Source organism: Flavobacterium sp. HJ-32-4, from assembly GCF_022532105.1.
GTDB lineage: Bacteria > Bacteroidota > Bacteroidia > Flavobacteriales > Flavobacteriaceae > Flavobacterium.
On record NZ_CP092832.1, the window covers coordinates 106,915 to 119,998 of the forward strand.

Genomic DNA, 13,084 nt, shown 5'->3' on the forward strand with positions numbered 1-13,084 from the left:
CTAGTTATTCCGTAGTAAAATGAGTCCGGTTGTCGCCAAAGACAACAACATAACCACCGTAGAAATCGATTCTATACCGGTGCGACCCGTTCCCCAGGACTTTTGTTTTAAAGGCTTAACATACACATAATCATTGGGCTGTAATTCGAAATAAGGAGACGACAGAGAGGCCTTATCCGTCAGATCGATTTCGTACATCTCGGTGCCGTGAGGCAACTTCCGAATGATGGATACGTGCTTGCGATCTCCGGTAGTCGGGATATCACCTGCGTTCGCTATGGCCTCAAGAACGTTCACCTTTTCCTGGAACAACGTCTTAGTTCCGGGCACGTTCACCTCGCCGTTCACCGTAAACCGGAAGCCCGTCAGCTTAACCGTAACAAAAATATTGGCATCCTTCGTGAAATAGGTCTCCAACAAACGATCTTCTATTCGCTTTCGAACCTCATCAACAGTAAATCCCAGCACATTCAGTTCACCCAAAATCGGAATCCGGATGTTACCGTGATCATCTACGGCGTACCCGTTGAAGTACAGTCCTTCCTGGCTAATGGCCGTGGCAGCCGCGCTCTCAGTGCTGTTGAACATGGCCACAAACTGCGGATCTAATGACTTAATGGCGATATACAGGTTGTCACTCGTCTGCAGTCGGTAAGGTTTGGAAGGTACTTCATGTACGCCCATATTGTCCGCTTCCTGTTTTTTCTGCAGGTAAATCAAATCCTCGTTGGGAATGCAGGAAGTCATCATCCCTGCAAAAAAAACCAACAGAAACAGCGCGCGATACTTCATGAGGCAGTACAATTAGTGGACAAATATAGACTTTCCGTGCTAAAATCAAAAAGAGCGTTATGAGGTCCCAAACGACCGCTCGAAAGGAACGCGCTGTAAGATACTTCTTCCCAATGTCACTTCATCGGCAAACTCCAGCTCATCCCCTACGGAGATCCCCCGCGCGATGGTGGAGAATACGATGGGATACTCGCTCAACTGCCGGTAAATATAAAAATTCGTAGTATCGCCTTCCATAGTCGGGCTGAGGGCGAAAATGACCTCGCTTACACTTCCGGAACGCACCTTTTCTACCAACGATTGTATCTTAAGTTGTCCGGGGCCTACCCCGTCGACCGGGGAAATGCGGCCACCCAGCACATGATAGATGCCCTTGAACTGACGGGTGTTCTCAACCGCCATCACATCGCGTATGTCTTCAACCACACAAACCATCGAATGGTCACGCCGTTCATTGGCGCAGATATCGCACTGCTCCGTGTCCGAAATGTTGTGGCAACTGTTGCAATACCGTATGTCTTCCCGCATCCGTGACAGCGCCGCCGACAGGAATTCGGTACGCTCGGCAGGCTGGCGAAGGAGGTGAAGCACCAGGCGAAGCGCCGTCCGACGTCCTATCCCCGGAAGTTGGGCCATTTCGTTGACGGCATTCTCAAGCAGTTTCGACGAAAATTCCATAGTGCAAAAATAGGTGTTACCTACCGAAGGCCAATGCGGTATTTGGGGATATCATGCCAGGCAACTTCATATTATCTGACAGTACGGAAAAAAAGACGGAAGAAAACACCCATTCGCTTTGGCAAACGTACCCGTTTTTCTATTTTCGTGACGAGAACGGTTTTTTATGCTTACTGTACAAAAGAAAATCAAGGCACTTACCCGACGCTATGAACTTGCTTTTGAAGCACAACTCGTCCGGGGTCCGCGACATGCTAATGAACTTCTTCTTCGTTTTCGCCAGGAGTTAGCCGATGTCGTATCGGGTCGGATGTACGAAATACCGGAACAGGCCGAGGAGCTCGTTGCCATCGCTGACGAAGCAATCGACCAACTGGAAAGCACACTCCGGAAATCGCGATAGTGAAGGGCCGCCACTCCGGCTTGTTTCGACGGCGTTAATCCGCTATCTTTGCGCTTCCAAATTTTAGGACAATGATCAAAATTACCTTGCCCGACGGATCGGTACGGGAATTCGAAAGCGGCGCGACTCCGATGGACGTCGCGAAGAGTATCAGTGAAGGTTTGGCGCGGAACGTGATTTCCGCCGCATTCAACGGCACGACTGTTGAAACCGAAACACCGCTCACCACCGACGGTTCGCTGGTTCTCTATACCTGGAACGACAAGGAAGGTAAAAAGGCGTTCTGGCATTCGACATCACACGTGATGGCACAGGCCCTGCAGGAACTGTATCCGGGCGTTAAGCTTACCATTGGCCCTGCCATCGAGAATGGCTTCTATTATGACGTTGATTTCGGCGACCAGAAAATTTCGGACGCCGACTTCAAGAAAATCGAAGACCGCGTGCTCGAGATCGCCCGTGAAAAACACGAGTTCAAAATGCGCGCGGCAAGCAAAGCCGACGCGCTGGCCTTCTACAAAAAAGAAAACAACCCCTATAAAATCGAGCTGATCGAAAACCTGGAAGACGGAACGATCACCTTTTGTGACCACGCCACGTTCACAGACCTTTGTCGTGGCGGACACATCCCGAACACCGGACTCATCAAAGCCATGAAAATCATGAGCGTAGCCGGTGCGTATTGGCGTGGTGACGAGAAAAACAAACAATTGACCCGGGTCTACGGCGTGTCTTTCCCAAAACAAAAAGACCTCACCGATTACCTGGAATTGCTGGAAGAAGCGAAACGCCGCGACCACCGGAAACTCGGAAAAGAATTGGAGCTTTTTGCGTTTTCGCAGAAAGTCGGACAGGGACTTCCCCTCTGGCTGCCAAAAGGCGCCGCCCTTCGCGACCGTCTCGAGCAATTCCTGAAAAAGGCACAGAAAAAAGCGGGTTACGAACAGGTAGTGACGCCACACATCGGCCAAAAAGAGTTGTATGTGACGTCCGGACATTACGCGAAATATGGCGCGGATTCGTTCCAACCTATCCACACGCCTGCGGAAGGAGAGGAATTCCTTCTCAAGCCCATGAACTGTCCGCACCACTGTGAAATATACAACAACAAACCGTGGTCGTATAAGGATCTTCCGAAACGCTATGCCGAATTTGGCACCGTGTATCGATACGAACAATCCGGCGAGCTTCACGGCCTGACCCGGGTACGCGGTTTTACACAGGACGATGCCCACATCTTCTGTACGCCTGAACAATTGGATGACGAGTTCAAGAAGGTAATCGATCTGGTACTCTACGTTTTCGGCTCGCTCGGATTCGAAAACTTCACCGCGCAGATTTCACTCCGCGACCAGGAGAACCGCGACAAGTATATCGGCTCAGACGAAAACTGGGAGAAAGCAGAAAACGCCATTATCAATGCAGCACGCGACAAAGGACTCAACACGGTGGTCGAATATGGCGAAGCCGCATTCTACGGCCCGAAGCTCGACTTCATGGTGAAGGACGCACTGGGTCGCCAGTGGCAGTTGGGTACCATCCAGGTAGATTATAACCTGCCAGAGCGTTTCGAACTGACCTATAAGGGATCTGATAACGAACTGCACCGTCCGGTCATGATCCACCGCGCGCCATTCGGGTCAATGGAGCGCTTCATCGCCATCCTGCTCGAACACACCGCCGGCAACTTCCCTTTGTGGCTCATGCCTGAGCAAGCTATCATCTTGTCTCTCAGTGAGAAGTATGAAAATTATGCGAAAAAAGTTTTAGATTTACTTGAAAATCACGAAATTCGCGCCCTAATTGACAACCGCAACGAGACAATCGGAAAGAAAATCCGGGAGGCTGAAACGAAGAAATTCCCGTTTATGCTGATTGTGGGAGAAGAGGAAGAGAAGAACGGTACGGTTTCGGTCCGTCGTCACGGACAGGAAGGACGCGGCAACGCCAGCTACTCGATTGACGATTTCGCTGCGCTCGTACAAGAGGAAGTTGCCAAGACATTGAAAACATTCGAAGTTTAACGCTAAATACTGAATAGCCATAGCATTAAGAAGCAATAACAGGGGCCCTGCCCGTGTAGAAAAAAAAGATCCGCACCGGATCAACCAATTCATCCGCGTACCGGAAGTACGTCTTGTAGGTGAGGGCATTGAGCCTGGTATCTACAAAACCTCGCAAGCGTTGGCCATCGCCGACGAGCAGGGCCTTGACCTCGTCGAGATCTCGCCGAACGCTGAACCACCGGTATGTAAAATAATGGACTACAAGAAGTTTCTTTACGAACAAAAGAAACGCGACAAAGCCCTAAAAGCGAAGTCGGCCCAGGTAGTCATCAAAGAAATTCGTTTCGGCCCACAGACCGATGAGCACGATTACGAGTTCAAGAAAAAGAATGCCGAGAAGTTCCTGAAAGAGGGATCCAAACTCAAGGCATTCGTGTTTTTCAAAGGACGGTCGATCATCTATAAGGAGCAAGGCCAAATCCTCCTCCTTCGCCTGGCGCAAGACCTGGAAGAATTCGGAAAGGTAGAATCCATGCCGGTACTGGAAGGAAAACGGATGATTATGTTCATCGCGCCGAAAAAGAAGCCGGTCAAGTAAGGAGAAGTCGAAAGTTGAAAGTCGAAAGTGGGAAGAGGTTGAAACAAACGACGACTTCAGACTTTAGACTCCAGACTTCAGACTAAAAAAAGAGTAAGTCGAACCACAATAAGTTAGGAATTATGCCTAAAATGAAAACCAAATCCAGCGCCAAGAAACGCTTTAAAGTGACGGGCTCTGGTAAAATCAAGAGGAAGCACGCTTTCAAGAGCCACATCCTCACCAAGAAATCGAAGAAACGCAAACTGGCGTTGACGCATTCCGCACTGGTTCACCAGTCTGACGTGAAGAGCGTAAAAGAGCAACTTAGAATTATCTAAGAGGTTATCGGTTTTTGGAAATTGGTTTCTGGACCTATATCCAGCCACCAAGCGCCAAGTACCCACAACCACGCTCACAGGTTTAACATTTAATAACCCTGTTGTCAGGCTTCAAAGACCGAAAGGCGCCTGCAGCAAAAAAAAGTAAAGTATGCCAAGATCAGTAAACTCAGTTGCCAAAAGGGCACGTAGAAAAAAAGTATTGAAGCAAGCCAAAGGTTTCTTTGGACGTCGTAAAAACGTTTGGACAGTAGCGAAAAACGCCGTTGAAAAAGCAATGCAGTATGCATACCGCGACCGCAAGGCGAAAAAACGTAACTTCCGTGCATTGTGGATCCAGCGTATCAACGCAGGTGCCCGCCTGGAAGGAATGTCCTACTCAAAATTCATCGGAGCAGTAAAGAAAAACGGTATCGAACTGAACCGTAAAGTACTCGCTGACCTCGCGATGAACCATCCGGAGGCTTTCAAAGCCATCGTGAAAAAAGTAAAATAAACGTTTTTATAAACCGGAACGACTTACTCAAAAAACCCGCTTTCACGAGCGGGTTTTTTAATGGGAAAAATTCATCGCCGTGCCGTGAAATCTTCCCCACGTGCCATCTCCCGAACTTCCGAACTTCCCTATGGCGTGCCCCTTCGGCATCCAACCAGTACTATCCGGAATGCCCTGAATCTGCCGAAGGGTCGGGCTCTCCGCACTCGCTTTTTTGCTTCGTTCCTCCGCAAAAAGAGCTCAGACAATGCGCCGATCCCTCACGCGGCTTCTTCCCTAACCGCGACTTCCCACTTTCAACTTCCCACCTTCAACTTTCGACTTTCAACTTTCGACTTTCAACTACAAAGGCATCCTTCGTTTCATCTCCTCGACGATATTGAACGCCGCCGGGCACATTGCTACATTTTTCAACGTAAGGTGCGTAATCTGCTGGAACTTCTTCCGGTCGGTATGCGGATACTCCCGACAGGCCTTGGGACGCACCTCATAGATCAGGCAATAATTCTCGGCATCCAGAAACGTGCAGGGCACCGACTGCAATACCCGATCACCGTCCTCATCGACCCGCAGATAGGTGTCGATGAACTGCTGCGGCTTCAAGCGGAGGTGTTTGGCAATCCGCTCGATATCGGCTTCCGTAAAAAGCGGCCCGGTCGTCTTACAACAATTGGCGCAGGACAGACAGTCGGTCCGTTGAAACTCGGCATCGTGCAGTTCCTGCATCACATAATCGAGGTTGCGCGGCGGCTTCTTTCGCAATTTCTCGAAGTACTTCCTGTTTTCGTTATGCTTATCTTTGGCAAGGCCAGGCAACTGTTGCAAATCGGGTTTCATACCACAAAAGTATATCCTTTCCCTACATGAACGACCTTTTCGGTAAAGCCATTCTTGACTATCAAACCGGCAACGCTCCGGAAGACCTTATCACCGAGACCGATATCTCGGAACCAGATGAAATGCCCGTGGCCTACCTGTTTCGCGGCTTTGACGAAATGCCGGTCATCGAACAAACCGCACTCCGTCTGGCCAACGGCCGTGTACTGGATATCGGATGCGGTGCGGGCAGTCACTCCCTTTACCTCCAAAACAAACGACAACTCGACGTAACGGCGATCGATGTATCGGAAGGTGCTGTCGAAACATGCCGCCTAAGGGGTGTTCATAAGGCGCTACATAAAGATGTCATGCACCTCGAAAACGAACAATTCGACACGCTGCTGCTGCTCATGAACGGTACGGGTATTTTCGGCACGATGGCGCGGGTGTCGTCTTCTCTGCAACAATTGAAAAAACTCCTGTCACCGAACGGACAGATATTGATTGACAGTTCCGACATCCTCTATATGTTCGACTCAGATGACGAGGGCGCTCATTGGATTCCGGCCGACCACTACTACGGCGAACTCACCTTCACGGTTTCCTATAAAGGGCAAACCGATCCGCCATTTCCATGGCTGTATCTCGACTTCAACACCTTGCAGACGGCCGCGCATCACAACGGATTGGCGTGTGAATTGGTGGTTGAAGGTGCACATCATGATTACCTGGCGCGACTTACCATTATGTCATCGTAAGACGTTTTTAGTATCTTTAAATAAAAATTGTATGAAAAGACTTGTCTTATTGGGCTTACTCACCCTTGCCTTTAGCTGTTCGTCTGATGATAGCGGATCGATGGTGGAAGACGGCGTCAACCCACGTCCGAACCAACAACCCGCCGGCAGTAGCGCCCATGATTTCCTTTCGGCGGATGACTATCAGAAACTGACTGTAGAGATTCTCTACATCGGGCAATACAAGCCTTCCGATGTGGCAGTGGCTTCACTCCAGGCCTTTCTGGAAGCCCGACTCAACAAACCGGACGGTGTCTTCATCACGCAGCGACAGATTGAGAGCCCGGGCACCTCACCTTATACCACTTCTGAAATCAGGAAACTCGAGACGGATAACCGTACCGCTTACAACAATGTGGGTGAGTTGGCATTGTGCATCCTGTTCGTAGATGGCCGTTCGGCCAGTGACACGGCCACGGGCGCTGTTTTGGGAACCGCTTACTTAAATACGTCTTGCGTCATATATGAAAACACCATTTGGGCGTTCAGCAATGCGGTCAACCAACCACCGCGGCCCATCATGGAAAGCACCGTGTTGCAGCACGAACTGTGTCACCTGCTTGGGCTAGTCGATTTCGGCACCGAAATGGTCACAGACCACCAAGATCCCGACCACATCCGCCACTGCGATAACAACCAATGTCTCATGTTTTGGGCCAGCCAGAACCGCGTGATGAATATGCAAACGTCAGCGGTGCCGCAATTAGACGCCGCCTGTATTGCCGACCTGCAAGCCAATGGAGGGAAATAAAAAAGTCCCGGTTTGTCCGGGACTTTCTCTAGTTTAGCGAGTCGTTATTTCTTGATAAGACGCTTCGTTTTGAGGTACTTCTGTCCTTCCCCATAAAAACGGATGAAGTACACACCTGACTGGAGGTCTTGTACACTAACCGTGGTGTTGCCATTAAGTGACACTTCTTTTACTTTCTGCCCCAGACTATTCATGATTTCAAGGCGCTCCACCGTCTTGGTCGAAGTAATGGTAAAGTAGTCAGAAGCCGGATTCGGTGCAATTGACATCTTCTTCGATTCAACCTCATCCAAGCTAAGAGGTGTTGCACCCAGTGAGGTTTGCAACAACACCCGCGGACCATTCAAAGCGGTTGTCACCCGCGTTTTTTGACCCGTGGTGAAAAACGCCATACAGGCATCATTGACATAATCCATAAAGTTCATGAACATCGACCCGTTCGCTGTAGTCGTACACGCATAGGTATTGTCTGGGAAGGTCGGACATTCATAATAAGGGTCGCTTGTAGCAGGGGTATCGGCTACGCCGTCGCTGTTATTACCTGAACCGCAAGCGCTGCCATCGTTACCCCATGGGTGTTTGAGGTTAAAATAGTGGCCGATTTCGTGGGTTGCGGTGCGGCCTTTGTTATAGGGGGCCGTAGCGGTTCCGGTCGTGCCGAAATAGCGATAATCGATACAGAGTCCGTCAAACTCTGGTAGGTTGGTAGAGGGCAAATAGGCAAAACCTAGTAATTGCAGTGCATCATCAAACTTACCTACCCAAATGTTCAGGTAGCTGTAGGGATCCCACGCCGGAAGTCCCGACCCTGTATAATAGTTGTTGTAAAAATCAAAACTGCTCGCTACCGACTTGCGCTCTATACCTGTTGTCGGTTCGTCATCGGGCGTACGTACGGCCAGCGTAAAGTTAAGTTCCATATCGGCTCCGAATGATTGGAAAACGGCAGGGACAACAGTAGAGAAATCGGCATTCAATTTGCGATAGTCAGCATTCAAAACGGCAATCTGCGAGGCAATCTGTGCATCTGAAATGTTCTGGACTGCCGACTTGTATAACACGTGAACGACAACAGGAATCGTAACAACCACCGTTGGACTCTGCGTGCTGAACGTGGTGTTCTGCATCGAGGCCTCCATCTGCTCCTGTGCCTGGATATAGCCGGCAGCTAAAGTGGGGTTACTTAAAACGCGATCCATTGCGGCTTGCATACCACAGCGCTGCTGTCCGAACGACATGCTGGCTGCAAGGCCAACAACAAAAAGTAAATATCTATTCATAATATGGGGATTTAACCCTCCAAACTTACGAAAAAAGACGAAAGTGACGCTAAAATTCGGTAAACTACTCAAATTCGTCGGTCAAAAAAGGACCGCCAAAGACATCGGTTGTTACGAAAACGTTTTCCATTGTACACAATTGGTAATAAACCAATTACCAAAAACAAAGCCGTTTTTAATCCTATCCGACGTGAAAATTGTACCTTCGGAAAAACAATATCCTTATGAAGTCACGGCTACTTATTATATTATATGTACTGCTAACCGGCGTCGCTTCTGCACAAACGGTCGATCGCGCGAAACTCGATGCCTATTTTGATGCACTCGAGAAGAACGACCGATGGATGGGCAGTGTAGCTATCCTTAAAGATGGCCAATTAGTCTATACACGCGCCATCGGGTATTCCGATGTCGAAAAGGAAACCAAGGCAACGCCCTCAACACGCTACCGCATCGGATCGATTTCGAAAACCTTCACCTCGGCACTGACTTTCAAGGCTATTGAAGAGAAAAAACTGAAACTGACCGACAAACTGTCCAAGTGGTTTCCTTCCATCACAAATGCCAGTCAAATTTCCATTGACGACCTTTTGTCACACCGATCCGGCATCCACAACTTCACGAACGATGACGATTTCACCCAATGGTGTACACAGGCCAAAACCGAAGCCGAAATGACCGAGATCATTCGCAAAGGAGGCAGTGATTTCGAACCCGGCAGTAAGTCAGAATACAGTAATTCCAACTTTGTACTCCTTACCTACATTCTTGAAAAAATATACGGAACAAGCTATGTCCGTTTGTTAGCGGACCGGATCACAACGCCGCTCCGTTTAAACGGAATCGTGGCGGAAGGGCGAATCGACGGAAAAGTAGCCGCACATTCCTACGGCTACATCGGTAAATGGGAGAAAGCCCCCGAAACCGATCTTTCTGTGCCTTCGGGTGCAGGTGCCGTCGTCGCGGATGCCACACAACTAGCCGGTTTTTACGATGCACTTTTCGACGGGAAGGTCGTTTCGGAAGCCAGTCTTACACAAATGAAAACGTTACAGGAAGGCTATGGAAAAGGGCTTTTCACGTTTCCTTTTAACGGACGGAAAGGCTTTGGGCATACGGGTGGAATTGACGCCTTTACTTCCATCGCTGCACATTTTGACGACGGCGATGTGACGATAGTGCGCCTCTCAAACGGCGCCAACATCGAAGAAAATGACATTTCGATTGTGTTACTTTCGGCAGCTTATGGACTACCCTTTGACATTCCATCCTTCGAAAAACGTCCTGTTTCAGAGACCCCAAAAGGACATGCCGGTGTCTACGCAACACCCACACTCCCTATAAAAATTACGATTTCGGAGCGAGCGGGCACTTTTTATGCCCAGGCAACCGGACAGTCAGAATTTCCGCTGGAAGCACAGGCCGATGGTAGTTTTACATTCGAACCGGCACACATAAAGATCCTCTTTGACCTCGACAAACGGGAAATGACCCTGGTGCAGGGCGGGGCAACTTTATTGTTTACAAAAGAGTAGGGTATCACGCCTTCTCTTTTTTCAAAAATCTTTCGTTTCGACTTGCAAAAGCGAAAGCAAGATGTAACTTTGCAGTCCCTATCGGGCGATTAGCTCAGCTGGTTCAGAGCACTACCTCGACAAGGTAGGGGTCACTGGTTCGAACCCAGTATCGCCCACAAAAAAAGCAGGCTTCACGCCTGCTTTTTGTATTGTATGCCCTAGCTAGTTAGTTTCTCCTACTCAGGAAGATCCGCAACACATAATAGAAAAGAAGCATCACGGAAGAGAAGAGTTGCAACGCAGCGCCCACGAACATATCGGTGGTGTAGTAATCCTTAATACGGCTGGTTTGGTATAGGATAGCCGCTGAAGCCAACACACACATCCCTACGGAAAACCACAAGCCGAGGTTAAATCCGAACAGCGCGCCTCCAATAACGCATCCCAACGCAATGAATCCACCGATAATGATACCGGTGCGCAGAAAGGAAAAATCAGCATTAGTGGTAAACACCACCGCGGTCAATCCACTAAACATCAGCAACGTAACTGTAGCGGCCTGTGCTATTACCTGCGGACCGGCATAGTACATCGCGATGTAGATAAGCGGCAGGAAAATGAATGCCTCTATCACCACATACAGGGCTAGTCCGAGATACTGGGTCTGGCGAGAGGCAGCAACCGACATACGTTCCGACACGAAACTTCCGAGCCAAAAGAGGCCGATGAACCCGAGCCAGGCGCCGCGACCCAAACTAAAGAGGCTTGCCATTGCCTCGTCTGAGACGACGGTTAGTAAAAGTGATTCCACGAGGATAAACGCCAATACGGCACCCGCCACATGCAGGTAGGTTTTCTTGAAAAAAGCGGCGCGTTCTAAGTCCGTCGCTTCTGCGACAAATAACTTATGGTCTTCCATGTTTTTGTTTTTTGTGGGAAATATACTGAATTGAACCGTAATCGCATAAAAAAAACGTCCGCGGTGCGGACGTTTTGGTAAGGATAATAAAAGAATCACACCTTGATGTGACCCCAGTTCTCGCCGCGTTTGATGCGATACAACTGCATCTCACTGATGTTGAATTGTTTTGCCAACATCTTCAAACGCGTTTTCCGATTGGGGTTTGCCAGCTCTTTTTTCAACCGGATCACCTGTGTGGTTGTAAGCTTCGCTCCATCAGACGCAATGTTGTGCGCGATGGTACGCTGCCGTGCTGAAATGACGTGAGGACTTTTTTTCGCGTGCTCAATCATCTCGTCCTTCGTGGCCCATTTGAGATTAGACGCACGATCGTTGTCTCGTTGGTAATCAAGGTGCAGCACATACGTCTGATCCGGATGATCTTTCGGAATGAAATACTCCGCCACCAACTTCGCAACAAAAAAACTTTTAGATCGCCAGGTGTCATTGTACTTGAACTTGTAGCGTAAGGTTACATAGCCTTCCGACCTTCCGCCTTTGATGACCTGACCATTTTCCATTTTATCAGTATAACTGATAATACGCCCGTAGTTAGAAACGGCGTAGCGTTTCTGCAACGGCGCGTCAAGAGGCACTTCAACGAAGCGCTCTGAAGCATACAGTCGCAACATGTACTTATTATTTAAAGGGGTTCACGCAAATATATAGAAAAAAAACAAATTATCGCTCTTTATGCGCTATTTAATGTGGTATGAGTGAAAAATTAGGAATTTCAATCGTTTTTTCTAAAATTTTCTTAAAACGCTTGCGCTGCGCGAAAAACCGTCTATCTTTGCATCTATATCGCGGGATAGAGCAGTAGGCAGCTCGTCGGGCTCATAACCCGAAGGTCACAGGTTCGAGTCCTGTTCCCGCTACTACAAAACCGGAATCACTTACACCAGTGGTTCCGGTTTTTTGCTTACAGAAACCCTGCAACCGGATCCAGTGTTGACAGACTTCCTAAAAAAAGTGTAGCTTGCAACACCTAACCCCCGCAACATGAATATTCGCGCAAAACTTAGGCAATTGTTTTTTCCGGAACGACCACTCCATGAACGCATCGACACCTTTTGGGTACAAAAGGTAGCCAAACACAGCGTTCAGGATCGGTTCCTTTTTTTTGAAAACGCCTGCAGGAATAAAAAGGTCATCCATTTTGGCTGTAACGACTACCCGATCTTTAACCCTTCGTATAACCTTCATATTCACCTTTCGAAACATACGGAGGTGCTTCACGGCTTCGATATCGATCTGGAAGGCATAGAGGAATTACGGAAATATGTTGACCAGGAGTACTTTTCCCAATTTTCGGAATTGGAGGGAAGGACGTACGATATTTGCCTGGTGCCGGAAACCATCGAACACGTAGATAACGTTCGCTCTTTCCTGGAAGGCATCGCCTCTGTGGATGCAACTACCTTTTACATTACCGCCCCCAATTGCTTTGCCCAAAAGCACATGAAACGCAATCACGAAACGACCGATCAGTTCATCGAAATCGTACACCCAGACCACAACTACTGGTTCAGCCCGTACACGCTCAAAAATGTGATCCAAAAGTATACGAATCTTGAGGTGACAGAAGTAATACTGCTCGAAAATGACACCATGGTCTGCTGCAAAGCAATCAAGAAATAAACTTATTACACACTTACTCTCTCTT

General features: G+C 48.8%; 15 protein-coding genes and 2 tRNA genes. 11 read left to right on the forward strand and 6 right to left on the reverse strand.

Annotated features, from left to right (window positions below; all coding sequences use genetic code 11):
• Both MKO97_RS00295 and recR read right to left on the reverse strand, forming a co-directional pair.
• Positions 1 to 792 carry a polysaccharide biosynthesis/export family protein gene (locus MKO97_RS00295; protein ID WP_241104082.1) on the reverse strand — a complete coding sequence of 264 codons (792 nt, stop codon included), beginning with the start codon at positions 790 to 792 and terminating at the stop codon, positions 1 to 3.
• A 57-nt stretch (positions 793 to 849) separates the two neighbouring features.
• Entirely contained in the window at positions 850 to 1,470 is a 621-nt protein-coding gene (recR, locus tag MKO97_RS00300) for a recombination mediator RecR (protein ID WP_241104083.1), read from the reverse strand.
• Positions 1,471 to 1,636: 166 nt separating this feature from the next.
• On the opposite strand from recR, the gene MKO97_RS00305 reads away from it, so the two are divergent.
• The 5 genes from MKO97_RS00305 (at position 1,637) to rplT (ending at position 5,293) form a co-directional block, all read left to right on the forward strand.
• Positions 1,637 to 1,873 (forward strand): hypothetical protein, encoded by a 237-nt coding sequence (locus MKO97_RS00305; RefSeq protein ID WP_241104084.1) that lies wholly within the window; start codon positions 1,637 to 1,639, stop codon positions 1,871 to 1,873.
• A gap of 71 nt (positions 1,874 to 1,944) precedes the next feature.
• Entirely contained in the window at positions 1,945 to 3,897 is a 1,953-nt protein-coding gene (thrS, locus tag MKO97_RS00310; protein WP_241104085.1) for a threonine--tRNA ligase, read from the forward strand.
• 19 nt (positions 3,898 to 3,916) lie between these two features.
• Positions 3,917 to 4,477, forward strand: a complete 561-nt coding sequence (gene infC / locus MKO97_RS00315; RefSeq protein ID WP_256463655.1) for a translation initiation factor IF-3 — start codon at positions 3,917 to 3,919, stop codon at positions 4,475 to 4,477.
• A gap of 122 nt (positions 4,478 to 4,599) precedes the next feature.
• Positions 4,600 to 4,797 (forward strand): 50S ribosomal protein L35, encoded by a 198-nt coding sequence (gene rpmI / locus MKO97_RS00320; RefSeq protein ID WP_014164268.1) that lies wholly within the window; start codon positions 4,600 to 4,602, stop codon positions 4,795 to 4,797.
• A gap of 151 nt (positions 4,798 to 4,948) precedes the next feature.
• Positions 4,949 to 5,293: a 50S ribosomal protein L20 gene (gene rplT / locus MKO97_RS00325; RefSeq protein WP_241104086.1), complete on the forward strand. Its 345-nt coding sequence runs from the start codon at positions 4,949 to 4,951 to the stop codon at positions 5,291 to 5,293.
• Between the two features lie 342 nt (positions 5,294 to 5,635).
• Here rplT and MKO97_RS00330 read toward each other — a convergent pair whose 3' ends face one another.
• Positions 5,636 to 6,130, reverse strand: coding sequence for a YkgJ family cysteine cluster protein (locus MKO97_RS00330; protein WP_241104087.1), 495 nt, complete (start codon positions 6,128 to 6,130; stop codon positions 5,636 to 5,638).
• A 26-nt stretch (positions 6,131 to 6,156) separates the two neighbouring features.
• On the opposite strand from MKO97_RS00330, the gene MKO97_RS00335 reads away from it, so the two are divergent.
• Positions 6,157 to 6,870, forward strand: a complete 714-nt coding sequence (locus MKO97_RS00335; protein WP_241104088.1) for a bifunctional 2-polyprenyl-6-hydroxyphenol methylase/3-demethylubiquinol 3-O-methyltransferase UbiG — start codon at positions 6,157 to 6,159, stop codon at positions 6,868 to 6,870.
• A 31-nt stretch (positions 6,871 to 6,901) separates the two neighbouring features.
• Positions 6,902 to 7,660, forward strand: coding sequence for a membrane metalloprotease (locus MKO97_RS00340; protein WP_241104089.1), 759 nt, complete (start codon positions 6,902 to 6,904; stop codon positions 7,658 to 7,660).
• 44 nt (positions 7,661 to 7,704) lie between these two features.
• On the opposite strand, the gene MKO97_RS00345 is transcribed toward MKO97_RS00340, so the two are convergent.
• Entirely contained in the window at positions 7,705 to 8,940 is a 1,236-nt protein-coding gene (locus tag MKO97_RS00345; RefSeq protein ID WP_241104090.1) for a M43 family zinc metalloprotease, read from the reverse strand.
• 224 nt (positions 8,941 to 9,164) lie between these two features.
• Here MKO97_RS00345 and MKO97_RS00350 point away from each other — a divergent pair, with 224 nt between their 5' ends.
• Positions 9,165 to 10,475, forward strand: coding sequence for a serine hydrolase (locus tag MKO97_RS00350; RefSeq protein WP_241104091.1), 1,311 nt, complete (start codon positions 9,165 to 9,167; stop codon positions 10,473 to 10,475).
• 83 nt (positions 10,476 to 10,558) lie between these two features.
• A tRNA-Val gene (locus MKO97_RS00355) sits at positions 10,559 to 10,633 on the forward strand.
• A gap of 50 nt (positions 10,634 to 10,683) precedes the next feature.
• Here the strand turns inward: MKO97_RS00355 and MKO97_RS00360 are convergent.
• Together MKO97_RS00360 and MKO97_RS00365 are read right to left on the reverse strand one after the other, a co-directional pair.
• A complete protein-coding gene (locus MKO97_RS00360; protein WP_241104092.1) occupies positions 10,684 to 11,376 on the reverse strand; it encodes a Bax inhibitor-1 family protein in 693 nt (230 codons plus the stop codon).
• 95 nt (positions 11,377 to 11,471) lie between these two features.
• Entirely contained in the window at positions 11,472 to 12,050 is a 579-nt protein-coding gene (locus MKO97_RS00365) for an NUMOD4 domain-containing protein (RefSeq protein WP_241104093.1), read from the reverse strand.
• Positions 12,051 to 12,223: 173 nt separating this feature from the next.
• On the opposite strand from MKO97_RS00365, the gene MKO97_RS00370 reads away from it, so the two are divergent.
• A tRNA-Met gene (locus tag MKO97_RS00370) sits at positions 12,224 to 12,296 on the forward strand.
• 124 nt (positions 12,297 to 12,420) lie between these two features.
• The gene (locus tag MKO97_RS00375) at positions 12,421 to 13,059 is read left to right on the forward strand and encodes a hypothetical protein (RefSeq protein WP_241104094.1); all 639 of its coding nucleotides are present in this window, start codon (positions 12,421 to 12,423) and stop codon (positions 13,057 to 13,059) included.
• Positions 13,060 to 13,084 lie beyond the last annotated feature (25 nt).